22 protein-coding genes are annotated in these 23,292 nt (G+C 72.3%); 19 read left to right on the plus strand and 3 right to left on the minus strand.

The annotated features are described in order from the left end of the window. Window positions 1-33 precede the first annotated feature (33 nt). From ACW69E_RS03025 to ACW69E_RS03040, 4 genes are all read left to right on the plus strand, one after another. Window positions 34-624 carry a SigE family RNA polymerase sigma factor gene (locus ACW69E_RS03025; protein WP_457496591.1) on the plus strand — a complete coding sequence of 197 codons (591 nt, stop codon included), beginning with the start codon at window positions 34-36 and terminating at the stop codon, window positions 622-624. After that, window positions 621-1,988, plus strand: coding sequence for a hypothetical protein (locus ACW69E_RS03030; RefSeq protein WP_457496592.1), 1,368 nt, complete (start codon window positions 621-623; stop codon window positions 1,986-1,988). The genes ACW69E_RS03025 and ACW69E_RS03030 overlap by 4 nt, the downstream gene beginning before the upstream one ends. Window positions 1,989-2,068: 80 nt before the next feature. Next, entirely contained in the window at window positions 2,069-2,983 is a 915-nt protein-coding gene (locus ACW69E_RS03035) for an SURF1 family protein (RefSeq protein WP_457496593.1), read from the plus strand. Between the two features lie 94 nt (window positions 2,984-3,077). Next, window positions 3,078-3,755, plus strand: coding sequence for a hypothetical protein (locus tag ACW69E_RS03040; RefSeq protein ID WP_457496594.1), 678 nt, complete (start codon window positions 3,078-3,080; stop codon window positions 3,753-3,755). Window positions 3,756-3,814: 59 nt separating this feature from the next. Here the strand turns inward: ACW69E_RS03040 and ACW69E_RS03045 are convergent, their stop codons facing one another. Next, a complete protein-coding gene (locus tag ACW69E_RS03045; RefSeq protein WP_457496595.1) occupies window positions 3,815-4,291 on the minus strand; it encodes a hypothetical protein in 477 nt (158 codons plus the stop codon). 222 nt (window positions 4,292-4,513) lie between these two features. Here ACW69E_RS03045 and ACW69E_RS03050 point away from each other — a divergent pair, with 222 nt between their 5' ends. The 5 genes from ACW69E_RS03050 (at window position 4,514) to ACW69E_RS03070 (ending at window position 9,054) form a co-directional block, all read left to right on the plus strand. Continuing rightward, window positions 4,514-6,250 carry a sensor histidine kinase gene (locus ACW69E_RS03050; RefSeq protein ID WP_457496596.1) on the plus strand — a complete coding sequence of 579 codons (1,737 nt, stop codon included), beginning with the start codon at window positions 4,514-4,516 and terminating at the stop codon, window positions 6,248-6,250. 129 nt (window positions 6,251-6,379) lie between these two features. Next, window positions 6,380-6,799, plus strand: coding sequence for a roadblock/LC7 domain-containing protein (locus ACW69E_RS03055; protein WP_237877442.1), 420 nt, complete (start codon window positions 6,380-6,382; stop codon window positions 6,797-6,799). After that, on the plus strand, window positions 6,796-7,155 hold the full coding sequence (locus ACW69E_RS03060) for a DUF742 domain-containing protein (RefSeq protein ID WP_457496597.1): 360 nt from the start codon (window positions 6,796-6,798) through the stop codon (window positions 7,153-7,155). Before ACW69E_RS03055 ends, ACW69E_RS03060 begins: the two co-directional genes overlap by 4 nt. Then, window positions 7,136-7,747, plus strand: coding sequence for a GTP-binding protein (locus ACW69E_RS03065; RefSeq protein ID WP_457496598.1), 612 nt, complete (start codon window positions 7,136-7,138; stop codon window positions 7,745-7,747). Before ACW69E_RS03060 ends, ACW69E_RS03065 begins: the two co-directional genes overlap by 20 nt. Further along, entirely contained in the window at window positions 7,744-9,054 is a 1,311-nt protein-coding gene (locus ACW69E_RS03070; protein WP_457496599.1) for a cytochrome P450, read from the plus strand. Before ACW69E_RS03065 ends, ACW69E_RS03070 begins: the two co-directional genes overlap by 4 nt. A gap of 133 nt (window positions 9,055-9,187) precedes the next feature. Here ACW69E_RS03070 and ACW69E_RS03075 read toward each other — a convergent pair whose 3' ends face one another. Then, entirely contained in the window at window positions 9,188-10,408 is a 1,221-nt protein-coding gene (locus ACW69E_RS03075) for a cytochrome P450 (protein WP_457496600.1), read from the minus strand. 263 nt (window positions 10,409-10,671) lie between these two features. After that, a complete protein-coding gene (locus ACW69E_RS03080) occupies window positions 10,672-11,715 on the minus strand; it encodes a helix-turn-helix domain-containing protein (RefSeq protein WP_457496601.1) in 1,044 nt (347 codons plus the stop codon). A 239-nt stretch (window positions 11,716-11,954) separates the two neighbouring features. On the opposite strand from ACW69E_RS03080, the gene ACW69E_RS03085 reads away from it, so the two are divergent. The 10 genes from ACW69E_RS03085 (at window position 11,955) to ACW69E_RS03130 (ending at window position 23,193) form a co-directional block, all read left to right on the plus strand. After that, window positions 11,955-12,323, plus strand: a complete 369-nt coding sequence (locus ACW69E_RS03085; RefSeq protein WP_457496602.1) for a peptidase inhibitor family I36 protein — start codon at window positions 11,955-11,957, stop codon at window positions 12,321-12,323. Between the two features lie 98 nt (window positions 12,324-12,421). Further along, window positions 12,422-13,357 carry a hypothetical protein gene (locus tag ACW69E_RS03090; protein WP_457496603.1) on the plus strand — a complete coding sequence of 312 codons (936 nt, stop codon included), beginning with the start codon at window positions 12,422-12,424 and terminating at the stop codon, window positions 13,355-13,357. Window positions 13,358-13,644: 287 nt separating this feature from the next. Then, window positions 13,645-14,352, plus strand: coding sequence for a Crp/Fnr family transcriptional regulator (locus tag ACW69E_RS03095; RefSeq protein ID WP_457496604.1), 708 nt, complete (start codon window positions 13,645-13,647; stop codon window positions 14,350-14,352). A gap of 93 nt (window positions 14,353-14,445) precedes the next feature. After that, window positions 14,446-15,240, plus strand: a complete 795-nt coding sequence (locus ACW69E_RS03100; RefSeq protein WP_457496605.1) for a hypothetical protein — start codon at window positions 14,446-14,448, stop codon at window positions 15,238-15,240. Beyond that, the gene (locus tag ACW69E_RS03105) at window positions 15,233-17,527 is read left to right on the plus strand and encodes a hypothetical protein (protein ID WP_457496606.1); all 2,295 of its coding nucleotides are present in this window, start codon (window positions 15,233-15,235) and stop codon (window positions 17,525-17,527) included. Before ACW69E_RS03100 ends, ACW69E_RS03105 begins: the two co-directional genes overlap by 8 nt. Further along, window positions 17,524-18,597: a hypothetical protein gene (locus tag ACW69E_RS03110; protein ID WP_457496607.1), complete on the plus strand. Its 1,074-nt coding sequence runs from the start codon at window positions 17,524-17,526 to the stop codon at window positions 18,595-18,597. The genes ACW69E_RS03105 and ACW69E_RS03110 overlap by 4 nt, the downstream gene beginning before the upstream one ends. Continuing rightward, window positions 18,590-20,011, plus strand: a complete 1,422-nt coding sequence (locus ACW69E_RS03115; protein WP_457496608.1) for a DUF4407 domain-containing protein — start codon at window positions 18,590-18,592, stop codon at window positions 20,009-20,011. The genes ACW69E_RS03110 and ACW69E_RS03115 overlap by 8 nt, the downstream gene beginning before the upstream one ends. A gap of 88 nt (window positions 20,012-20,099) precedes the next feature. Next, a complete protein-coding gene (locus tag ACW69E_RS03120) occupies window positions 20,100-20,657 on the plus strand; it encodes a Pycsar system effector family protein (protein ID WP_457496609.1) in 558 nt (185 codons plus the stop codon). Window positions 20,658-21,085: 428 nt separating this feature from the next. Further along, window positions 21,086-21,874, plus strand: a complete 789-nt coding sequence (locus ACW69E_RS03125) for a hypothetical protein (RefSeq protein ID WP_457496610.1) — start codon at window positions 21,086-21,088, stop codon at window positions 21,872-21,874. Continuing rightward, complete coding sequence (locus tag ACW69E_RS03130) at window positions 21,871-23,193, plus strand: 7-cyano-7-deazaguanine synthase (RefSeq protein WP_457496611.1); 1,323 nt, start codon at window positions 21,871-21,873, stop codon at window positions 23,191-23,193. The genes ACW69E_RS03125 and ACW69E_RS03130 overlap by 4 nt, the downstream gene beginning before the upstream one ends. Window positions 23,194-23,292 lie beyond the last annotated feature (99 nt).

Here is a 23,292-nt window from a genome sequence, read left to right on the forward strand (position 1 = left end):
GCCCCCGCGGGCGGCGGCACGTCCGGCAGGGGCATGCCCGTGATCGCTCCCTGGTCGGCTTCCCGTCCCGGACGGCTCCCCTCGCAGGCGAGGGACGCTGACGGCGCGATGGCAGCGGGCACCACAGTGGCGGGCACCACCGTCGACCACCTCACCGAGACCTACCAGGCCCACTACCGCTCCCTGCTCGGGCTCGCAGCCCTGCTGCTCGACGACACCGCGTCCTGCGAGGACGTGGTGCAGGAGGCGTTCATCCGCGTGCACTCGGCGCGCAGACGGGTGCGGGAGCCGGAGAAGACCCTGGCCTACCTGCGCCAGACCGTCGTCAACCTCTCCCGCTCCACACTGCGCCGCCGCATCCTGGGGCTGAAGCTGCTCTCCAAGCCGATGCCGGACATGGCCAGCGCGGAGGAGGGCGCGTACGCGCGCATCGAGCAGGACGAGCTGAAGGCGGCGCTGCGCAGGCTTCAGCGCCGCCAGCGGGAGGTGCTGGTCCTGCGGTACTTCGCGGACATGACCGAGGCGCAGGTCGCCGAGACGCTCGGCATCTCGCTCGGTTCGGTGAAGGCGTACGGCTCCCGGGGCATCGCCGCCCTGCGGGTCGCGATGGAGGCGCCCGCATGAGCGGCGACGGACGGCACGAGGAACAGCGCGACCCGCACGGGGAGACCGGAGCCGGACACGGCGAGGGCGGCGGGCGGGAGGGGCGGGAGCCGGACGTGAGCGGCCCGGCGGGCGAGGACCCGGCGGGTACTCCGGCGGGCCGGGCGGACGCCCCGGCGGATCCGGGTACCCCGGCGGCCGGCCCGGACGCTCCGGCAGGTCCGGACGCCCCGGTGGATCCGGCCGGTCTGGACGAGCGGTCGCTGCGGCTGATGCTGCACGGCGCGGTCGAGGACGTCGCGCCGTCCCCGGACGCCCTCGAACGCCTCCACCACGCCGTACCCGCCCGCCGTGCCCGCCGCAGGCAGCTGACGGTCGGGGCGGCCGCCGCCGCCCTCGTCATCGGTGTGGCCACCCCCGCCCTGATGACGAGCGGTGTCATCACCCGGGTCATGGACGGCGACACCACCAACGCCGCCAGCGCCCTGGAACGGCGGGAGGGGGCCGGTACGGGCGGCCAGAGCGGCGACGCCGCCGACCAGGGCGCCGACCAGAACTCCGAGGGCGGCGGGCGGCAGGACGTGTCGGGTTCGCGCGAGAACTCCGGCAGGAGCGGCTCCGCGTCGTCCCCCGCGACCGACGACACCCTCGGCCCCACCTCGCCGAGCTGCCTGCGCTCCCAGATCGGCGACGGCGGCTCCACGGTGAGCCCCGCCGACGCGGACGGCCACGTGTACGGGGCCTTCAAGATCACCAACATCTCGGACGCCTCCTGCCTGGTGGACGGCTCCGACACCGTCACCGCCACCCCGGCGGGCGCCGCCGATCCGACCAGTTTCGGCGTCGTCGACCACACCTCCGGCGGCAGGGCCGCCAAACTGCCCGACCCGCGGCTCGAACCCGGCTCGTTCGTCCTGGAACCGGGCAAGTCGTACACGGTGCGGTTCGCCTGGGTGCCCCGCGAGGGCGGCGGCGCCACCGGCTGCCCGGCGAGCCCCGGCCCCGGTCCGACGGCCCCCGGCGACTCCTCCGGAGGCACGGACTCCGGCGGCACCGGCGGCGATACGGGCGGCGGGAGTGGCGGAAGCGGCGGCACGGACTCCTCCGGCGGCACCGACACCGGAGGCGGCACGGCGCCCCCCGACGGCGGCCAGGGCGGCGAGGGCGGCGACACCGTCGAGGAGCCCACCGAGAGCAGCGGCAGCGGCGTCAGCCCCCAGCTCGCGTACGACACCGGCGGCTCGGGCTCCGGCTCGGGCGCCGCGGCGGCCTCGGTCGTCCTGCGCTACGTGCCGGCGGCGGGCGAACCGCGCATCGGCAAGATCGAGATCGCCGGGGCCTGCGCCGGGACGGTGTACCGCACCGGACCCGTCCCGGTGGGCTGAACGCACGGCGGGCGGCGCGAGCGGCACGCGGGGCGGGGGCGGGTGGGCCGCTCCCGCCCCGCCCCCGTACCGTTGAGGGCGTGTACCGGTTCCTGCTGACCCCGCGCTGGTGGGTGATCAACCTCTTCGTGCTGCTGTCGATCCCCGTCTGCCTGTTCATGGGGAGCTGGCAGCTGAGCCGCTTCGAGGACCGCGTGGACTCCCACCAGGCCCGCCAGGAGCGCTCGGCGCGGGGGACAGCCGAGGCCGACGCCAGGCCGCTGGACGATCTGCTGCCCCTCACCCAGGAGACCGCCGGGCAGGCCGCCCGCACCACCGGCCGGTACGACGCGGACCACGAGTTCCTGGTGCCCGGCCGCCGTCTCGGCGACCGCGAGGGCTTCTACGTGCTGACCCCGCTGCGCACCGGCGACGGCCGGGCACTGCCCGTCGTACGCGGCTGGCTGCCGGGCGAGGCCGACCCCGCGCGGGTGCCCGCGCCGCCGGCCGGCGAGGTGAGCGTCACCGGAGTGCTCCAGGCGCCGGAGAGCCAGAGCTCACCGGGCGCCGTCGGCGGTGCCCTGCCGAAGGGCCAGGTCGGCATCATCGGCGCGGCCACGCTGGTCAACCTGGTGCCGTACGAGGTGTACGACGTGTGGATCACCGTCCAGCGAGCGCAGGAGCCGATGGAGGCGGTGCCGCCGGTCGCGGCGGCGGGCACCGGACTGGACCTGAAGGCGTTCCAGAACCTGGGCTACACCGCGCAGTGGTTCGTCTTCGCGGGCTTCGTGGTCTTCATGTGGTACCGGCTGTTCCTCCGCGAGGCGGAGACCGCCCGCGATCTCGCGCTCGGCATCGAGGCGCCCGCCGGGTCCACCGCCGGGTCCACCGCCGGGTCCACCGCCGGGCCCGCCGCCGAGCCGTCCGAGGCCGCCTCGGAACCGGTCCCGGTACGGGAGGAGACCGCCGCCGCGGCGGGCGCCGGTGCCGCGTCCGCGGAGAAATCCGCTCCCTGACATAGATTCCGCCCTCCCCCCACGTCTGAGTCATGACGACGAGGAACGGCGTACGCCCCCGCTCGGACGCGTACGCCCACGATGTGGAGGAAACATGAGCAAGCAGCGGTTCGTAGCGGCCGGGGTCGCCGCCGTCGCACTGGCGGGCCTGGGCGGCACCGCCTTCGCCCTCCAGGGCCAGGGCCAGGGCCATGGGCCGGGTGGGGACCGGGCGGCGGCCCGTCCCGCCGCCGCCCCCGAGCGCCCGGCCGGCAAGGAGACCACCGGCCCGCGGGCGTCCTCGGTGGTGCGGGTGGTGGAGCCGTACGAGCCGGTGGAGATCGGCCGGGGCGCGCTGATGGGCCTGCTGCCGGAGGGCAGGCAGAACTACGTGGTGTCCTGGGGCGGCCCGGAGGCCTTCCGGGAGAGCGTCGAGTCCGCCAGGGACATGGTGGGCGACAGCGTCCGCCCCGGCGGCCTCAGCCTCGGGCACAGCTCCACCCCGGAGGGAGGCGTCCTCTACACGGGTGCCTTCCGCACGGAGACCGAACCGGCCCGCATCACGGTGACGGCCGGCGGCCGCACCTGGGAGGCGGGGATGGTGCGGCTGCCCGGCGACCCGGGCTGGGGCGTGTACCACGTCGACGCCGGCCGCACCGGGCCCGGCACCCGCGTCACCGTCACCGCGTACGGCCCCGACGGCACCGTCCTGGCGCGCAGCGACGCCGGAGGCGGGACCCGCGGCGAAGCCGGCGGCGGAACCCGTGACGACGGCACGGACTCCGCCCGCTGACCCCCGTCCCCGGCCGCGTCACGGGGGCGGCCGGGGACGGGCCGGGCCCGGCGCCCGGCTCAGCAGCCGTCGTACCGCCAGTCGCCCTTCTCGCGGACCCACTGCTGCTTGCGGTGGTCGAACCTCGGCTCGTCGCCCACGCCGTACGTCACGTACGCGGTGTCCTCACCCCAGAACTCGTCGGCGGAGAAGCGCTCCAGGGCGTACCGCCTGCCCTCGGTGTTCGCCCGCGCCGCCCGCTCCAGGGATCCGGCGACCACCTCCTCGGTCACCTTCTGGCGGCAGCGGTCCGAGTACATCGCGTACGCGGCCCCGGCGTCCGGCTCGAAGTAGGCGTCGACGTAGCGGCTCACCGCCTCCTTCAGCGCGGCGACGTCTTCCGGGTCCGGGGGAAGGGGCGCGGGCGGTACGGAGGAGGGCGGCGGCGGGCCCTCGCCGCCACCCGGGCCTCCCCCACCCCCGCCGCACGCGGTGGTGGCCAGTAACAGGGCGGTGGTGACGGCCGGTAAGACGGCGGCCGTACCGCGTACACGCATGGATCCCCCCGGAAGGTCGTGGTCGCACCCCATCATGCCCGGCGCGGTCCGGCGCGGCGGGGGCGCCTCTCCACAGACTCGGCACACGCGCTGCGTGATGCATGGTTACTATGACGAAGGCAATCGCACGAGAAGGCAACTCCCCTTCCTTCAGCGGGCTTTCGGCCGCCGTTTGTCTTCCGAACCGCATCACTCGCCCCACACAGCCACAGGGATTGCGCGATGTCAGATCCTGCCGCCCCCGGCCAGCCCCGAGTGCCCCGAGGACGCCTGCCCCTCGTCCTGCTCGCCGTCTGCCTGACGGCGCTCGTGGCGGGCGGCGCGGCGGGCGCCGCCGCCGCCCCCGACAGCACGCGCCCCTGGGTGCTGGGGGTGATCGCGGTGGCCGCGGTGGTGGCCGTCGGGTGCTTCCTCGCCGTCTTCCTGACGGTGCAGCGGATGACCACGGCGTCCGCGAACGCGGCGGCCGAGATCGCGGCCCTGCGCCACCGGGCCGAGCAGCGGCAGGCGTACACCGCGCACCTGGCCGACTCCGTGCTGCCGGCGGTCGCCGAGCGGCTGCGGGCCGGCGCGCGGCCCGAGGACGCGCTGGCCGGTGTGCCCCTTCCGGAGGACCTCCCGCTCCAGCGCCTCCTCCACTCCTTCGCGCACGAGGTCTCCTCCGCCACCGGGCAGCGGCTGTCCGCGCAGGCGGAGCGGGACGAGGCGGTCCGGTGGGCACAGGCGCTGGCGGGCGGGGTGGACACCCTCATGGCCGAGGTCCTGCCCGGGGCCTTCGGGCGGCTGCGCGGCGGCGCCTCGGCGGGTACGGTCCTGGCGAAGGTGCCGCGCCCCGACGACGACCGGCTGGCCGCCCTGACGGAGTTCGTGATCCGGGAGTACGCGACCAGCGAGCGGCGGTCCGCCGCCGCCCGGACGGCCGGCACCAAGGCCCTCAGCCGGGTGCAGGCGGCCGCCGTGGGCATGCTGGCGGACCTGCGCGAGATGCAGGAGCGCCACGGCGAGGAGGTCTTCGGAGACCTGCTCAGGCTGGACCACAGCACCTCGCAGATCGGGCTGCTCACCGACCGCCTGGCCCTGCTGATGGGCGGCCGCGCCAGCCGGGCCTGGAACAAGCCGATCGTCATGGAGAGCATCCTGCGCGGCGCGGTGGGACGCATCGCCGCCTACCAGCGGGTCCGCATGCACTGTGCCAGCTCCACCGCGATCGCCGGGTTCGCCGCCGAGGGCGTGATGCACCTGCTCGCCGAACTCATCGACAACGCGGCGAACTTCTCCCCGCCCATCGACGAGGTCAACGTCTACGTCGAGGAGCGCACCGCCGGCCTCGTGGTGACCATCGAGGACAGCGGGCTGCGCATGTCCGACGCCGCGATGCGCCGCGCGGAGAAGGCCGTCTCCGGCGACTCGACCGACCTCGCCCACCTCCAGGGCACCCGGCTCGGCCTGGCCGTGGTCGGGCTGCTGGCCCACAAGTACGGCATCTCCGTGAGCTACCGGCCCTCCTCCCGGGGCGGCACCGGTGTGGTGGTCCTGCTGCCGCCGCACCTGCTGGCACAGCAGCGCGCCGAGGCACCGCCCGCGGCCGTGGTGCCGGCCGCCAGGGCCCCGCGGCAGTCCCAGGCCCCCGTCACCGGGCCCGCCCTCCCCGCCGCCCCGGCCGCCACGACCGGCACGGTGACCCGGGCCGGTACGGCGCTCCCGTCCGGTACGGGCGAACCCGCGTCCGCCTCCGCACCGCCGGACACCGCCGGGACCCCGGCGCCCGCGGCGGGGGAGACCACCCACGGACTGCCGGTGCGCCCCCGGGGCCGCACCCTGGCCCGGGCCGACCGCGCCCGCGAGCGGGCGGCCGACGCCTCCGCCGGTCTTCCGCAGCGGAAGCGCTCCGCCCGTGACGCCGGAGCGAGCTTCGGGGCGTTCCACCGCTCCAGGCGCCCCGAGAACCCCTCCGAGTAGGCGCGCCCCCTCCGACACCCCCCGGGGCGCCCGCCCGACCAGCGGGCGCCCCATCCCCCAGCGAAGACCGCGAGATTGGAGGCACGGGCCGGTGGCCGGACAGTCGGCCCGAGAAGCCCGATGCAGATCATGGAGACCACCGACAACAGCCTGACCTGGCTTCTCGAGAGCCTGCTCAACCGCACTCCCGGGACCCGACACGCCCTGGTGCTCTCCCGCGACGGGCTCAAACTGTGCTGGAGCAGCAGCCTCACCCTGGACCGGGCCGACCAGCTCGCGGCCATCTCCTCCGGCATGCAGGCCCTGGCACAGGGAGCCTCCGTGGAGTTCGGCGACGGCAGCGGAGGGGTGCGGCACTCGATGACGGAGTTCCACGGGGGCCTGCTGTTCATCGTCGAGGCGGGGGAGGGCGCCCATCTGGCCGTCGTCGCCGACGACGGCGCGGACCCCGGCGTGGTCGGCCACCAGATGGACGAGCTGGTCGAGCAGATCGGCGAGCACCTGCGCGCCGAGCCCCGCAAGCCGGCCGAGGGCGGCGTCCCGTCATGATCCGCAAACCCGTCGACATCGGCGACCCCCACCGGCTCTACACCGTCACCGGCGGACGCAGCCGGGGCGGGGAGGCCGGGCTGGACCTGGTCACGCTCATCGTCAGCGAGTGCCGGCCGACGGAGGGCATGCAGTCGGAGCACGTACGCATCCTGGAGCTGTGCGAGCACCCCACCGCGGTGGTCGAGGTCGCGGCCGATCTGCGCCTGCCCATCACCGTGGTGAAGATCCTCCTCGGCGATCTGCTCGCCGCCGGACGCATCACCGCACGGAACCCGCGTCCGTCCGCAGCGCACGGCGACGCGCCCGAATCCGCCCTGTTGAAGGAGGTGCTCATTGGACTCCGCAACCTCTGAGGCCCCGGCGCGCACGCCGCTCGCGGACGCCGCCGAGACCGGACTGAAGATCGTCATAGTGGGCGGCTTCGGCGTCGGAAAGACGACGCTGGTCAGATCCGTCAGCGAGATCCGCCCCCTGAACACCGAGGAGGTCATGACCCAGGCCGGCGCCGGGGTGGACGATGTCGCCGGTCTGCGGAACAAGAACACCACCACGGTGGCGTTCGACTTCGGCCGGATCAGCCTCAACGAGCAGACCGTGCTGTACCTGTTCGGGGCGCCCGGGCAGGAGCGCTTCTGGTTCCTGTGGGACCGGCTGTTCTCCGGGACGCTCGGCGCGGTGGTGCTGGTGGACACCCGGCGGATGGCCGACTCCTGGTACGCGATCGACCGGCTGGAGCACCACGGGACGCCGTTCGTGGTGGCCGTCAACCGGTTCGACGACGGTTCGCGCTTCTCGCTGGAGGAGATCCGCCAGGCGCTGGACCTGCCGGAGGACGTGCCGCTGGTCGACTGCGACGCCCGGCTGCGCGACTCCGGCAAGAACGTGCTGATCACCCTCGTCGACCACCTCTACCAGCAGGCACTGGCACGGGAGATGACCGTATGACCGACCAGTCCGCACAGGCCGACCAGTCCGCACAGGCCGGCCAGCCCGGCCAGTCCGCACAGGGCACCGCCGCCCCGCCGGCCGCCTGTCCCGCGGCCCACCCCGACGCCGTCCCGCTCAGCGGCCTGGAGTACCAGCAGAGCCCCTTCCAGCTCTACCGGGCGCTGCGCCGCGACCACGGCACGGTCGCCCCCGTGCTGCTGGACGGCGGCATCCCCGCCTGGCTGGTGCTCGGATACGCCGAGGTCTCCTACGTCACCAGCCACGACGAGTTGTTCGCCCGGGACTCGCGGCGCTGGAACCAGTGGCCCGCCATCCCCGCCGACTGGCCGCTGATGCCGTTCGTCGGCTACCAGCCGTCGGTGCTGTTCACCGAAGGGGCCGAGCACCAGCGCCGGGCGGGCGTCATCAGCGCGGCCCTGGAGGAGATCGACCAGCTGGAGTTCTCCCAGGACTGCCAGGAGATCGCCGGACAGCTCCTCGCGGAGTTCGCGGGCAGCGGGCAGGCGGAGCTGATGTCCGCGTACGCCCACGCCCTGCCGATGCGCGCCGCGGTCCGCATGTGCGGCATGCCGCTGGAGGGGGCCGACACCGACGAACTGGTGGAGGACCTGCGGATGTCCCTGGACGCCTCGGAGGGCGACGACCCGGTCGCCGCCTACGTGCGCGTCCAGGAGCGCATCCAGCGGCTGGTCGCGGAGAAGCGCGAGGACCCCGGCCCGGACGTCACCTCCCGCATGATCGCCGACCCGGCCGGGCTGACCGACGAGGAGATCGTGCAGGACCTGATCTCCGTCATCGCCGCCGCCCAGCAGCCCACCGGCAACTGGATCGGCAACACCCTGCGGCTGCTGCTCACCGACGACCGCTTCGCCGTCAACGTCTCCGGCGGCCGGGTGAGCGTGGGCCAGGCACTCAACGAGGTGCTGTGGCTGGACACCCCCACACAGAACTTCGTCGGCCGCTGGGCGGTCCGCGACATCCAGCTCGGCGGGCGGCAGATCAGGGCGGGCGACTGCCTGGTGCTGGGGCTGGCCGCGGCCAACACCGACCCGCAGATCTGGCCCGAGGGGCACGTCGGGGCGCAGGTCAACTCCGCCCATCTGAGCTTCAGCAACGGCGAGCACCGCTGCCCCTACCCCGCCCCCCTGCTGGCCGACGTCATCGCCCGAACCGCGGTGGAGACGCTGCTGGAGCGGCTGCCGGACATCGTCCTGGCGGTGGAGCCGGAGGAGCTGACCTGGCGGCCGTCCATCTGGATGCGGGGTCTGACCTCGCTGCCGGTTGCCTTCACGCCCGTGGTGTAGCCCCGCGCCGGGCCGTGCGGGCCGGACCCGTACGGGCCGAACTCCTGCGAGCCGATCGTGCCGCCGCCGGGACTCCCCGTTCCGGCGGCGGCACGGCCGTGTCCGTGTCCGTACCCGGTCCCGTCCCGGCCGGTCAGGACACCGGGGTGAACACCACCGGCACCTCCCTGGGGCCGCGGGTGAACACGCCCTGCTCGGCGACCTCGGCGCCGTCGGCCAGCCGCATGTCCGGCATGGCGTCCAGCAGCTGGTTGACGCCGATCTCGACCTCGGCCTTGGCCAGCAGCGCCCCGACGCAGAAGTGCCGGCCCAGCGCGAAGGCCAGGTGGTCGGCGGCGGCGGAGAACGCGGTGGTGGACGTCAGGTCGTCGCGGAAGATGTCGAAGGAGTCGGGCTCCTTGTAGTGGCCCGGGTCGCGGTTGGCGGCGCCGATCAGGCAGGTGACGGTCGCACCGGCCGGGATCGTGCCCCCGCTGACCTCCACGTCCTGCGCGGTCTGCCGCATGATCATGTGGACGGGCGGGGTGTAGCGCAGGGTCTCGGCGAACGCCCGGTCGATCAGGGAGCGGTCCTCCCGTACGGCGGCGAGCTGCTCGGGGTGGGCCAGCAGATTGGCGAAGATGGCGGCGATCGCCTTGTCGGTGGTCTCCCCGCCGGCGGCCAGCAGCAGGCTGCAGAACGCCTTGATGTCCTCGTCGCTCATCCGCACACCGTCCACCTCGGCGGCGCACAGCGTGGACAGCAGGTCGTCGCCCAGGTTCTCGCGGCGCTCCCGGATGATGGGGATCATGTACTCGGCGAACTCCACCCGGGTGCGCTCGCCGTCCGCGGTCACCTCCGGGTCGCCGGAGAGATTGCCCAGGAAGGCGATCACCGAGGTGTACCAGCGGTGGAACCTGGGGTGGTCGGCCTTGTCCAGCCCCAGCATGTCGGCGATGACGTTGACGGGGAAGCGGGTGGCGTAGGCGTCCACCAGATCCACCCTGCCGGTGTGGCGGAAGACGTCGATGAGCTCGCGCGAGTTGCGCTCGATGACCGGCAGGAACTTGTCCCGCAGGTCGCTGCCGCGGAAGGCGGGGGCCACCAGGGCCCGGCGTACCGCGTGTTCGCGTCCGCTGAGCTGGAGGATCGTCTTCCCGTGCACCGGCTCGATCTGCCACTCGTAGTTGTCGGTGGTGAACGACGTGCCGTCCTTGAACGCCCGCTCCACGTCCTCGTAACGGGAGACGATGTAGCTGCGGGTGGCTTCGTGCCAGATCAGCGGCGCGCTGTCGCGCATCACGCGGTAGGCGCTGTAGGGGTCGGCGGCGAACTCGGGCGAGAGTATGTCGGGGAACTGCTGTGTGCTGGCCAAGGCGAGCTCCATCGAAGACGTGACGGGCAGACAGGCTCAGGGTATTGATCATCCGGCGACTGGAACAGCCTTGCCAAAGCACATGCACATCACATATGCAGCGTCAGAATCCTTGTGAGAGCGGCGATTTCAAGCCACCTGCCGCAACGTGCGACCGTTGCTCCCCCGAACACCCGCCGACCGGTGGCCCGGACACGAGGGCGGCCCGGCGTATCGCGGAGGCGGCGACTCCTCCCGGCGGACCGCCCGCCCGGCGACGGTTGTCAGCCCGCCTCCGTTTCCGTGCCCGCCTCCGTTCCCGTCTCCACGCCTGTCCCCGAGTCCGTCCCCGCGCCTGTCCCCGTGCCGCTCTCCGTCGGCGCGGCCCTGCGGGCCGGCTCGCGTTCGTCGGTGAGCGCGGGAGGCAGAGGCGAGGAACCACCCTGCGGAGTGCAGACCTCCTTGCCCCCCACCACCCCGCAGGCACGCGCGGCAGCCGGGTAGGGCGCCTCGACCATGGGTGAGTAGGTGTCGTTCTCGTAGGTCACCGAGCGCTGGTTGTGCACACCCTTGGGCCCCTCCACCCTGGCGGTGTCACCGACCTCCGCGTCCGTGATCCGGGCCCAGGCGGCCCGGCACCGCGGGCTGTAACGCAGTTCGATGTAGGTGCGACCGGACCAGGTCGCCGCCGCGGTCCACGCCCCTATGTGGCAACCCAGTCGCTGGGAATCCTTGTCCCGGCATTCATATTCCGTACATCCGGGTTCGCCCCCCGCTTCCTGCCGTTCCCGGATTTCCGTTCCGTTCCCGCCGAAGAACCAGCCTCCGATCAATATTCCGGTGACCAGCGCCACGAAAGCGAGAAGCGCGGAGAACAGATTCGTTCTCGTCCGATGGCCGCGGTCCGCTGCGGCTGTTTTCTCCGGTGTCGCGGCCTGTGATTCCTCCGGAATCCGGGAGGGGCCTGCCGCGGCGTCCACCGGAACGGGTCTGTCCCCGGCCGGCTCTCCCCCGGGCGCCGGGCTGCCGCGCGGCGGGGTGTCCCCGGGTCTCCTGTGCGCCGCCGGTCCCCGGTACCCCTCCTGCGCCCTCAGGCGCAGCAGAGGATGCGGAGCGACTCCGACGACCGCCGCGAACTCGGTGATCGCCGTCCTCGGCGGCAGGGACTTGCCGTTGAGGTACCGCTCCCAGGAGGACCGGCTGTAGGAGGTCCGCTCGGCCAGAGCGCTGATGGTCAGACCGCTGTGCGTACGCAGGAAGCGCAACCGCTCCGCCAGGGAGCCGTGTTCCTCGTGGTGGGGCTCGTCCTTTTCGTGAATGTCTGTCATGGAATGGGAATTCCCCTTGTCTGAAGGTGGGGCGAGACGGGGACCCTCATTCTTTCCCAGGCCCGGCCGCCGCTCCAACGGGTACCGAGGTCATGGACGTGACGTGTCCCGGGACGTCCCGTTCCCGCCCGGGACACCGGAAGACGCTTCCAAAGCCGCAGGCGGGGCCCATAGCTTCGTTCCGTGCCGCCGGCCGACCGGTCCGGGGCAATTCCCAGATCACAGGAGAGGAATCACGCATGCGGTTCAGCACCCGAATTGCCGCAGTCGCTTCCGCCGTCGCCCTCGCCGGGGGCGGAATGCTGGCCACGGCCGGTACCGCGCAGGCGGCGAAGTCGGACTGCCCCCAGACGTACCTGTGCTCGTGGTCCACCACGAACTTCTCGGGCCTCCCCGGAAAGGTGGCCTACGACAACTCCAACCTGCGGCAGTACTACAAGTTCGCCAACTCCCGCTCCATGTACAACAACGGCACGAGCTGCAGCGTGCGCGTCTGGGCGGGGACCAACTACACGGGCTCCTCCGTGGTCTTCAAGATCGGCTACCAGCTGCACGACACCTCGAACAGCGTTCTCAGGAACGGCGCGGGTTCGAACCGCTGGTGCTGACCCGGTCGCATCCGCAGATCTGACGGTGCCCGGCCCGGACGCGCAACGGGGGCGGCCGGGCCGGGCACCGCCGCATCGAGTACCCCGAGGAGACCTGTATGAGGACCCGGACCGGCGCGGTCGTGCTCCTGCTCGTCCTGACGGGCGCCACGACCACGGCCTGCGGCGACGGCGACTCCCCCACACCCCCGGCCGCTTCGCAGACGGACGCCGTGATCCCCTTCGGGGACCGCGTACCGGCCCTGACGAACGGCGAGCAGAGCCGGCTGGACCGCATGGAACGCCGGCTGGTGGACGACTGCCTGGCCGAAAGAGGCGTCGACGTCGAGCCGCTGAACCTCCCGTCGCCGCCCGTCACCGGCGACGAGACGCCCGCCTGGAACCCGTACGGGCTGCTCACCGAGGACTTCGCGGCCAAGGAGGGGTACGGCATCACCGGACCGGTGCTCCGGGGCGAACCCCCTTCCGGGGCGGAGCCCGCCCGGGACACCGGCGAGGACGAGGAGGCGTTCGAGAAGGCGCTGACCGGCACCGAGGAGCACCGGAAGACGGTCCGTCTCCCCACGGGCGAGTCCTTCACGGTGAACACCGACGGATGCCAGTTCCGGGCCGGCGAGAAGCTGTACGGCAAGGACTGGGACCGGCTGATGTACACGTACCAGTTCCTCGCCAACCGGGTCGTCGAGGACGTCGAACGGACCGATGAGGTCAAGCGGGCCAGGAAGCGGTGGGCCGAGTGCATGGCCGGCGCCGGGCACTCCGTCCCCGACGGCTCCGCCGCCGCGGAACTGGTCGGGAAGCGGACGGACACCGCGAAGGACCGGGCCGGGGAGGGCGACGGCCGGGCACTGCGGTCGGCGGCCGAGTACGAGCTCGCCATGGCACGGGACGACGCCCGCTGCCAGCGGGAGGGCGAGCTGTGGGAGGCGGTCTCCGCCGCCCAGCGCACGGTCGAGCAACCCATGGCCGACAAGTACCGCAAGCAGCTGGCCGGTTACGCCGGAGCCCTGGAGAGGGCCAGACGGCGACTGTGACGGTCCCGGCCCCCGACCCCCGGCGCGTACGGGGACGCGGCCACTGCCGCCCCGCCCGGTGGGATCGCGGTCTTCGGTCGCCCGGCCCTCCGGCGCGCCCGGCGCGGCAAAGCCCGCTGTCTGGTCAACTCTTCTCACAGAGAATGCGTGTTCGGTCAATTCCGGCTGAGAAGAACGAAAACAGGCCACATTCCGTTCAGGCTGTTCACCGGCGCCCGGCCCGGCGGCAGCATGGTCGGGCTTGAACGGCGTGCGGCGCCATGGAACGAGAACGCCGGGGAGGGCTGGTGAACCACGTGTGGCCGCCGACCGCATTTCTCGGCCGGTTGCTGAACACGACGCGGGAAGAAATCCTGCGCCAGGGCACTCCGATGACCTATCCGCCGAACCGTGTCCTGCTCCAGCAGGGCGACGAGAGCCGGCACGTCCTGCTGATCACAAGCGGTGTCGTGAAAGTCGTCGCCAGCTCGGAAAGTGGCTACGACATGCTGCTCGCCGTGCGCGTGGCGGGTGACCTGGTCGGAGAGATGGCGGCCTTCGAGGAGCGCCCCAGGTCCGGCACGGTGGTCGCGTGCGGCGACGTGACCGCGCGGATCATCCAGGTGAGGTCGCTGGAGGCGTTCCTCTCCCGTCATCCCGACGCCATGCGGGCCGTCCTCCACATGCTGTGCGCCCGGCTGCGCTGGGCCAATCGGCGCCGGATCGACTTCCAGGCCTACGACGCGCTGACCCGCCTGGCCCGGGTCTTGGCCGAGTTGTGCCAGGCGTACGCCCAGCCTGCGCCGGACGGCGACGGCAGGCGGTGCGACCTCGGGGTGACGCTGACGCAGAAGGAACTCGCCTCACTGGCAGGCCTGAAGCTCAACACGGCGGAGAAGAAGCTCGCCGCGCTGACGGCCCAGGGACTGGTGGAACGCAGTTACCGGAACATAACCATCTGTGACGTTCCGAAGCTGCTCGAATTCGCCAAAGTCCTTGCGGACAACCCGTACTGATACGGAATCACCCCGCGCCTCCTCTCCTAACCTCTCGGACAGCACTTCGTGGGCAGTTTCTGCCCACCGCCTGCCCAGAGAGGAAATGACCGGGTGGATACGTGGCCTGACTTCCATCCCTGCGCCTGCATAGCCGTGGACGCGCAGGCCTACGGAAGCAACAACGACCGTAGGCAGTCCGAAATCCAGCACGATCTGCCGCGGCTTCTCGACCGTGCAGCCAGGGGAGCCGGTCTCGACCGCGCGCAGTGGAGGATCCAGTACAAGGGCGACGAGCAACTGGCCGTACGGCCCGTCGACGGCAGGGAACCCCGCCTGGTCGACGACTACGTCCGCCATCTCGCCGCCGGGCTGCGCGAGTACAACGCCCAGCGGGTCCCCCGGGCCCGCATGCGGCTGCGGGCCGTCATCCACCAGGGGCCGGTGGAACTGGCCGACAACGGCTTCGCCGGCACAGCCGTGGTGGCCACGGCGCGCCTGCTGAGCGCACGCCCGCTCTACGAGGCCCTGGCCGCACACCCCGAGGCCGATCTGGTGCTGCTGCTGTCCGACGATGTCTTCCGGTCCACGGTGGCGGGCGGCCACACGGTACTGACACCGGAGGACTTCACCCGCGTCACCGTCCGGGTGAAGGAGTACGAGGCCGCGGCCTGGCTGCACGTGCCCGTGCTCGGCATACCGGCCACCGCGTCACACAGGCCCGGATCCGCGGAGGCGGCCGGGTCCGGGGAGACGGCGCGGAGGAAACCCGCGGCGGTCCGGTCCGGACCGGCCGGCGCGGGCGGGACCGGCGACGAGTACCGCGCCGACAACATCAGCGTCACCAACATCGCCGGCGCCGTGGACGCACGGGGCGCCGTCTTCGGCTTCGGGAGTGCAGGTGGTTGACGGACCGGAACCGGACGGCGGGCTGACCATACCGCCCGTGCCCGCACCCGACCAGGACACCGAACCATCCGAACCGTCCGGACCGCCCGCACCGGACGGCGCCGGGGGCGTGCCGGAGGCCGAAGCGGCCGCATCCGGCCCGGACGCGGCCGCCGAGCGGCGCCGGGAGCCGGACGAACACGAGGAGGACGAACGGGGATACGCCGATCTGCGCCACGTCCACCAGCTCGTCAGCAACAACTTCTACGGCACCGTCGACGCCGCAGGCGCGGCCTTCGGCTTCGGCGCCGCCCCGTCCCCCGGTCTCGCCCCCGGCGTCATCGAGCCCGAGGAGGTGGACGACGCCCTGCGGTTCTACGTCCCGCCGCAGCCCTGCTTCGAAGACGCGCTCGGCAGACTACGAGAGGAAGCGCTCGTCGTGCTGACCGGCCAGGACGACTGCGGCCGGGGCGCAGGCTCCCTGGCCCTGCTCAGGGAAGTCCTGGGCCAGGGGGCCAGGCTGCGCAGCCTGTCGCCCGCCAACGCGCTCGCCGGCCTGGCCACGGCGCGGGACCTCAGGCCGGGGCAGGGGTACGTCATCCTCGACTACGTCGGCGAGCTGAACGCCGCGGCCGTGCAGGCGTACGAGATCGGGCGGCTGAGCGGGGAACTGCGCCGCAAGGGTTCGTACCTGGTGATCACGGCGGGCGGCGCGACCAGCCGGCGGCTGGCGCTGCAGGACCACTGCGTGGCATGGCGGGCCCCGGACCCCGTGGAGCTGTTCGAGCGGTGCCGGCGACTACTGCCCGGCACCGCCCTTGCGCCGGACACCGAACAGGAGCTGCGGGAGCGGGTCGGCGAGCAGCGGCGGCCGGCGGATGTCGTCGCCGCGGCCGTGGCCCTGTCCCGGGACGGCGCGGAGGGCGCGCTGGACACCCTGCGAGACCGGTGCCGGGAACTGGTCGAGGAACTGTTCCGCAAGCAACCGCCCGCGGAGGACCTGATCCCGCTCGCGGCTCTGGCCTTCCTGGAGGGCATCCCCGAGCGGACGTTCGAGAAGGAGTGCGCCGCGCTCACCACCCATGTCCGCACCTGGGAGCAGAGCGGCGGGACGCCGGCCGCGGAGCCGGGCGACGAGGCCGGCACGGTGTCGCGCGGCGCGGTGACCCAGCAGTCCCGGGCCCGCTGGAGGGACCGGGCGGCGGGGCTGGTGAGGGCCGAGCACCGGCCCGGCTCGGGACGGAACACCGGACGCAGCGAGCGGTGCCTGGTCTTCACCGAACCCCGTGCCCGCGAGTTCGTCATCGCGGAGCTGCACGACCTGTACGGCTACGAACTCTGGTACCCGCTGCGCCGGTGGCTGGCCGAGCTGGCCCTGCTGGGCGACCTGGACACCCGTACGGAGGTGGCCCGCGGTGTCGCGTTCCTGGCCCGGCACGCGCTCGTCGAGGTCGACGAGAACCTGCTGAGGGTCTGGTCCGACGGGCCCGCCAACCAGCGGGTGACCGCCGCGCTGACGCTGCAGTTCATGTGCGACGTCGAGCATCTCGCACCGCAGGCCCTGAGCACCGCGCTGAGCTGGACGGCCAACAACGGATCGGGCCGGGCCGTGACGGCGGCCATGGCGCTGACGGGACGCCTGGGCTCCCTCTACCTCATGGAGGCGCTCGGCCGGCTGTGGTTCCTGACGCAGCGCGGGGAGCGGATCGCTTTCTCGGCCCGTCGCTCGCTGGTCCTGCTGCTGCAGACCGCCGAACAGGAACCGGAGCGCGCGCTGCTCATCCTCCGGTACGTGCGGACCATGATCGCAGAGGCGACGCCGGGGTCCAGGGAGCTGTCGGTCGCGCTGCGGAACGCCGTTCAGCTCCTCGCGGCCGACCGGCTGGACAGCGCCGAGCCCCTCACCGCGGCACTTGTGCGCACCGTCCCGGACAGCCCCCGCCACCTGGGGTTCCTGTGGGCGGACATCCTGCACAGCGGCAACCGGAGCCTGGCGGTCGGCGAGCTGTGCCGGACGCTGGTGCAGCTGCGGGACGACCCGTCCGTCACCGACGCCGTACGCGGGCTCGGCGAGGCCATGCGGAACGCCATGAGCGAGCGCCGGTGGGCCGCGCTCCGCCGCCACCTGTCCATCGCCCTGAAGCACCCCGACTACGCGATACCCGGCGCCCGCCGACTGGCGCAGGTGCTTATCGGGTCACTGCGCGGTGGAGCGACGGCGGACTCCCGGCACTCCACCGCGTCCCTCCCACCCATTCCTCCGCCCACCCCCGCTCTCACTTCCGTCCGAGGAGGCCGAAGCAAGTGAACTACCCGGTCATCGCCGAGCACATCCTGGCCACGGTCCAGGGCGCCTGGTGGTCTCGGCGCCGTCGCCGCGACGACGTGCCGCAGCTGCCGCCCGGCGCGGTCCACGTCTTCAGGGTCGGCGGAAACTACCGCGCGTTCCCCGAGGGCATGGTGTTCGATCCGTCCCACCCCGACGTACTCGACGCCTCCTCGGTCAGCCTGATCGACACCCGGGCGCGCCTGGTCGAGGTGGAGCGCACACTCCCGTCGGTGAGCGAGGCGGACAACTTCACGGTGCGGGCGTCCTTCACCTGCCAGGTGACCGATCCGACCGTTGTCGCCCGGCAGGGCGTCATCGATGTCACCGTTCCGCTGCGTGCCTACCTGATGGGCGACGCCGACCTGCCGAGGGTGAGCGCCGGGCACCGCGTGGAGGAGGTCAACGCGGTACGGACCGAGGTCGGTCACCGCATGACCGCCTACAGCGCGATCGTGCCGCCGCGGGTCGCGGGCATGAGCGTGGAGTTCGTCAGCGCCGAGGTGCACGCGTCGGACGACCTGCGGGACTGGGAGCAGAAGCTGCGCGACGAGCGGAGGTCCTGGGAACTCCAGCGCGGGCAACGCGACTTCGAGACCCAGGACGCACTGCGGATCGCGGAACTGCTCTCCCAGGGGTCCGACCACGTGGACGCCTTCGGCATCGCCCGTAAGGAGATCGACGTCACCGAGGCGGCGGCCCGCATCCACCGGACAGCCGAGGAGGAGTCGGCCCGCCGCCACAAGGCCGAGACCTCGGACCGGGCCCACGCGCAGGCGCGCGAGACCGCGGAGACGCAGGTGCGCCGCGACATGCTGCTGACGCTGCTGCGCCAGATGGGCGGGAGCGAGTACGTCGACTACCACCAGGTCCTGGAACAGGTCCTGAGGGAGACGGGCGGCAACGCCGCGCCCGGCATCGGGGCCGCGGCCGGCGCCACCCGCATGGTCGAACCAGGGTCGGCGTACCCCGGCCGCACGGCTGCGGACCGGAACGGCTCGCGCGACCCGCAGACCGGTTTCGTCAAGGACGAGGACGATCTCGTTGACTGACCTCCTGACGAGCCATGTGACGGCCCCCGGCACGCCGGATGGCCAGGGTCCGGGCGAGGACGCCGCCGCGAGCACAGCGGACGACCGGGCCGGCGCCCGCACCACCGGCACCGGAGCCCCCGCCCGCACCGCCCGACGCTCCCGCGGTTTCGACGCCGCACGACGGCTGCGCGTCCTGACCGGCGTCGACGAGGAACTGCTGGACAGGGTCAGGTACGAGCGGAGCAAGTACACCGCCCTCGGTGGAGTGGTGCTCGGCACCTCGGCCATCGCGGCTTTCTCCATGTGGAACTTCGCGACCGAGGCGCTGGGCAGGGTTTCCCTCATAGCCATCGTCCCGACGGTCATCTGGATGCTGTTCGTGCTCAACCTCGACCGCTGGCTGGTCACTCCCCAGCCGAACGCGCGGCGACGGGTCGGGCCACTCCTCACACGCCTGCTGGTCGCCCTGATGCTCGGCGCGGTGATCGCCGAACCCCTGGTGCTGCGCATCTTCCAGACGGCCATCGAAGAACACGTCGCCGACGAACGCACGGACGCCGTCGACCGGTTGCGCACGAACCTGATCCGCTGCAACCCCGTGCCGTCCACGACGCGGACCGTCTTGCCGAAGGGCTGCGAGGGGACCTACGTTCTCTCCTTCGGCAAGACGCCCGGGGAGCGGGCCGAGGAACTGGCGACCCTTCGCTCCGACGCCGAAGCACTCCAGGAGCGGGTGGACCGGGACACCAGCAGGCTGGAGGACATCGACTCCGAAGTCCGGGACGAGTGCCGTCGGCTGGTCCGCATAGCCGCCACCGGCCTGTACCAGCGGACATCCGAGTGCCTGCGCCTGCGCGAGAAGGCACAGGACTACCGCACGACCCACCGCACCGACGAGAACGAGAAGCGACTGGCCCGCATGAACAGCCGCATCTCGAAGATGGAGGCCAAGCAGACCGAGTCACGCGGCGACTTCCTCAAGGCCCGAGCCGAAGGCGTCGAGCGGCGGCTGGAAGAGGAGCGCGCCAAGCAGAAGGAGATCGGCGTCCTGGAGCGGATGCGGGCGCTCGACCGTCTCGCGGCCGGGAACCCGGTGCTGTTCGTGGGCATCTGGCTGGTCCGCCTGCTGTTCGTACTCCTCGACGTACTCCCTGTGCTGGTCAAGTACCTGAGCGGCGAGTCCGCGTACGACCGGATGCTCACCAGCGCCAGCAACAGCGCGGTCAAGATCCACGAGGAGGAGGTCCGGCTCGCCGAGCGCCGGGCCGTGGCGAACCTCGAGATGGCCCAAGACACCATCGAGCAGGAGGTCCGGCGCCACCGGGCCGAGTCGGAGGCCGCGTTCCGCGAACACACGGCAGCGATGAACATCCGGACCCGGCAGGCGGTGAGCGCCTTGGAGGAGGAGATCCGCCGCTCGTCGGCGGTCTGACGCGCCCGCCTCCAATGGGGGCACAGCACCACGGCCGCCCCGCACGCCGGGGCGGCCGTCCGACACCGACGGAACGGAAGGGCAGAGCATGACCACACCCGGAGGCGATGCCGACGCAGCCCCGGACGCCGCCAGGGATCCGGACACCGCAGCCGCTGCCGACCGCGGCGCGGAACTCGCCAGGATCCTGCTGGCCGAGGCCCGTGAGGAACTCGTGAAGGCAGACAACAAGGCCGGCCTCATGCTGGCGTCCCTCGGGGCGTCCCTGACCGCCCTGCTCGGCGCGATCGGCAGCGGCGTCATCGCCCCACGGGGGTACGCCGTAGTCCCGCAACTCTTCCTCTGGGTGGGTTGCGCCGCCTGCGTACCGGCGATCGTCCTGCTCGGCCTGGCCGTGACCCCGCGGCTCGGAAAGTCCCACCACTTCCGCACCCACTACTTCGGTGACGTCAGGCTCGCGATGTCGGTCACACACCTGGAGCGTACGGTCCGCCGCACCGACCCGGTGTCCCGGGACCTGAGCCAACTGGCGGCCCTGTCCCAGATCGCCTGGACCAAATACCGCTGCATACGCCACGCGCTGGCCTGGAGCACGGCCTTCTACACGCTCACACTGCTGGGCATAGTGGCGGGAGCGTCGACATAGCAGCGCACCGGCCGGGCAAAGACGGGTCGCCCGACCGCAAAGCGCTCGGGCGGGATTCGCCCAGCTCCCAAGCGGCTCCCGAGAGCGCCCCATGAAACCGTTCAGGGGCCCGACCCGCTCTCGCGGATCAGGCCCCTGACCTGGTGTTTCGGCTGTCGGGGTGGCGGGATTTGAACCCACGACCTCTTCGTCCCGAACGAGGTCCGGTTGGCGAGCCGTGCCAGCACGGATGACATTTCCCCTGGTCAAGGCGTCAGGCTGTCGTGGTCTCGGGTGGCTCCGGAGGGTTTCCGGGGGCAGGTCGGCTCCCAGGCGGCTCCCAGTCCGGTCCGCGCCGCCCTGGCCGAGTCGCGCCCTACCTGGGAATCGTCCGGTCTGATGCCATGACCGGGAAGAGCAGGGAGGGACACTGTCGGGCTGGGGGTGCTGTGGGGACGTCCACGCGGTGGAAGGGGCCGAATGGCGACCGGTGGAGTTCCGCTGCGAGACGGCTGGCGCGCTGGCGGGCGGACTCGCGCAACGCGGATCAGCGTCTGGAGGAGATCGCCGCGGACCATCTGCGTGCCCTGCACGAGACGCTCCGTGCCGATCGATCGGCTTTCGGCTTGTACGACGCGGCCTGTGCGGCCGGTGAGCGGCTCGCCGGGGCCCTGAGCTCGCTGGCCACTGAGGGCGCCGAGTCGGCGGACGCGCTCGTCGCACGTCTCGTCTTAGAGGTCGGCGGAGAGGGCGGCACACTCGCCGACGCCGCGGTGCGCAGGGGTGTGGCCGCTGCGGTCCGCGATGTCCGCGACAGGCACCCCGAACTGGACGACGCCATGGACGCGGGTGCCGCGCACGGCGGCTTCGCCTGGGACATCCTGTGCGATCTCTACCAGGTGTTCTTCGCCGATTTGGTGGGGGAATTCCTCCGGTCCGTTGTTGCCGAGCACGTCAAAATGGCAGTGCCGGTGCTCATCGCGACCGATCCGGAAGGCAGGATCGCCGACTGGGTCGCGGAGAAGACGGTGGATCTGGTGCCGAATCCCTGCGAGGTGGCCGCTGAAGCGACGGATCTCCCAGAGACCGTGGACACCGCGCAGCCGGTAGTGGGCGGTGCACAGGATCCGTCAGCCGTGCTCCCCAGTATCGCCGCGTCGCTGGTACCGCGGGCGGTCGGCAGGGTACTCGGCTTGATCACTGACGAGGCCACCGGAGAAGAGGGAGCCGCGGCATGACCGGGTCCGACCATTTCCTCTGGTGGCGCGGCCACCGCGGGGACCGGCCTCGCGATGCACGCTGGAAGGAGATCGGCGAGGAAGCCTTCCAGGAGAAGGAGCGCCGCGTCACCGGCCGGCACCACCTGCCCGGTCCAGTCCCCGACTGGGCCGAGGACCTGTTCCGCGTCGCCAGGGCCGCGTTCATCGCCGACAAATACGTACGCCGGACCGGCGTCCAGGACCGGTGGACCCGCCGCATCAGCCTCACCGTGCCCGTCACGGAGTACGAGCGGTGGCAGAGCGCGGCTGTCCGCGCCCGCTTCACCGCGCTCCTCCAGATCCTCACCGGGGACCTTTGGAATGTGGACTTCCGGCCTCTCGCCGGTCATCGGGTCGAGGAGGCGATGATCTTCCCCGGTGACTCTCGCGCCTCGGAAGTCGCGCTGTTCTCCGGTGGGCTGGATTCCCTCAGCTGGGCCGCCACCCGCTCGCGCGCCGACGACCCCCGGCCGCTGCTGCTCGTCATGTTCCGTGAGATCGGCCTGCTGCGTCTCCAGCAGCGGGTGTACAAGGCCGTCGAGCGACTGGGCGGACCACGGCCGATGATACTGCTACCGATGAGCCAGACCCCGGCGGGCGACGGCTCCGGGCTGCGGCTGGAGACCTCCTCCCGCACCCGCGGCCTGCTGTACGCGGCGGGAGCGATCCGTGCCGCCACCGCGCACGGAGTGGCCACCGTCCACATTCCCGAGAACGGCCAGGTCGCCCTCAATCCACCTCTGACGCCCGCGCGTTCGGCCGCCTGCTCCACCCGTTCCGTGCACCCGCGGACGCTGGCCGGTCTGAACGCTGTGATTGCCGCCGTGAGCGACGCCGGGAGCGCGGTACGAGTGGTCAATCCCTTGGCTCAGCTGACGAAAGGCGAGGTGTGCAGGGCAGGGCGCGACGCGGGCCTCACCCCGGCAGACCTGGAGTCCACCCTGAGCTGCGGCAAGCCGCCCACCCGCCGCAGCGGTGGCCCTCCCATCGCCAACTGCGGCGTCTGCTTCCCGTGCCTGGTGCGCCGCTCCGGGCTGCTCCACGCGAACGGCACCGACGGTACCCGGTACGAGGCATCGCCATGGGCGAACAACTTTCCCTTCAACCGGGGCACCGACTGGCGTGCACTGCAGCGGTGGCTGCTCGGCCGGTACACGCTTACGGATGTGCTCACCGATACTCCGTTGCCGCCGGGTACGGATCCGGCATCGGCGCTCGATGTCATCAGGCGCGGGCGTGAGGAACTGGCCCGGCTGCTTCAGCCGGCGGCTGCGGCCGAGGCAGCCGGTGCGGCGTAGACGGCACCGGCGAGACCTGCTCGCACCGGACCGGAATCGGTCCGCCTCGGCCGCGGGGGACCTTGCCTCCTGCTGTCAGTGGTGTGCTCACCGGTCCGC

This window comes from Streptomyces sp. SS8 (genome assembly GCF_054072955.1).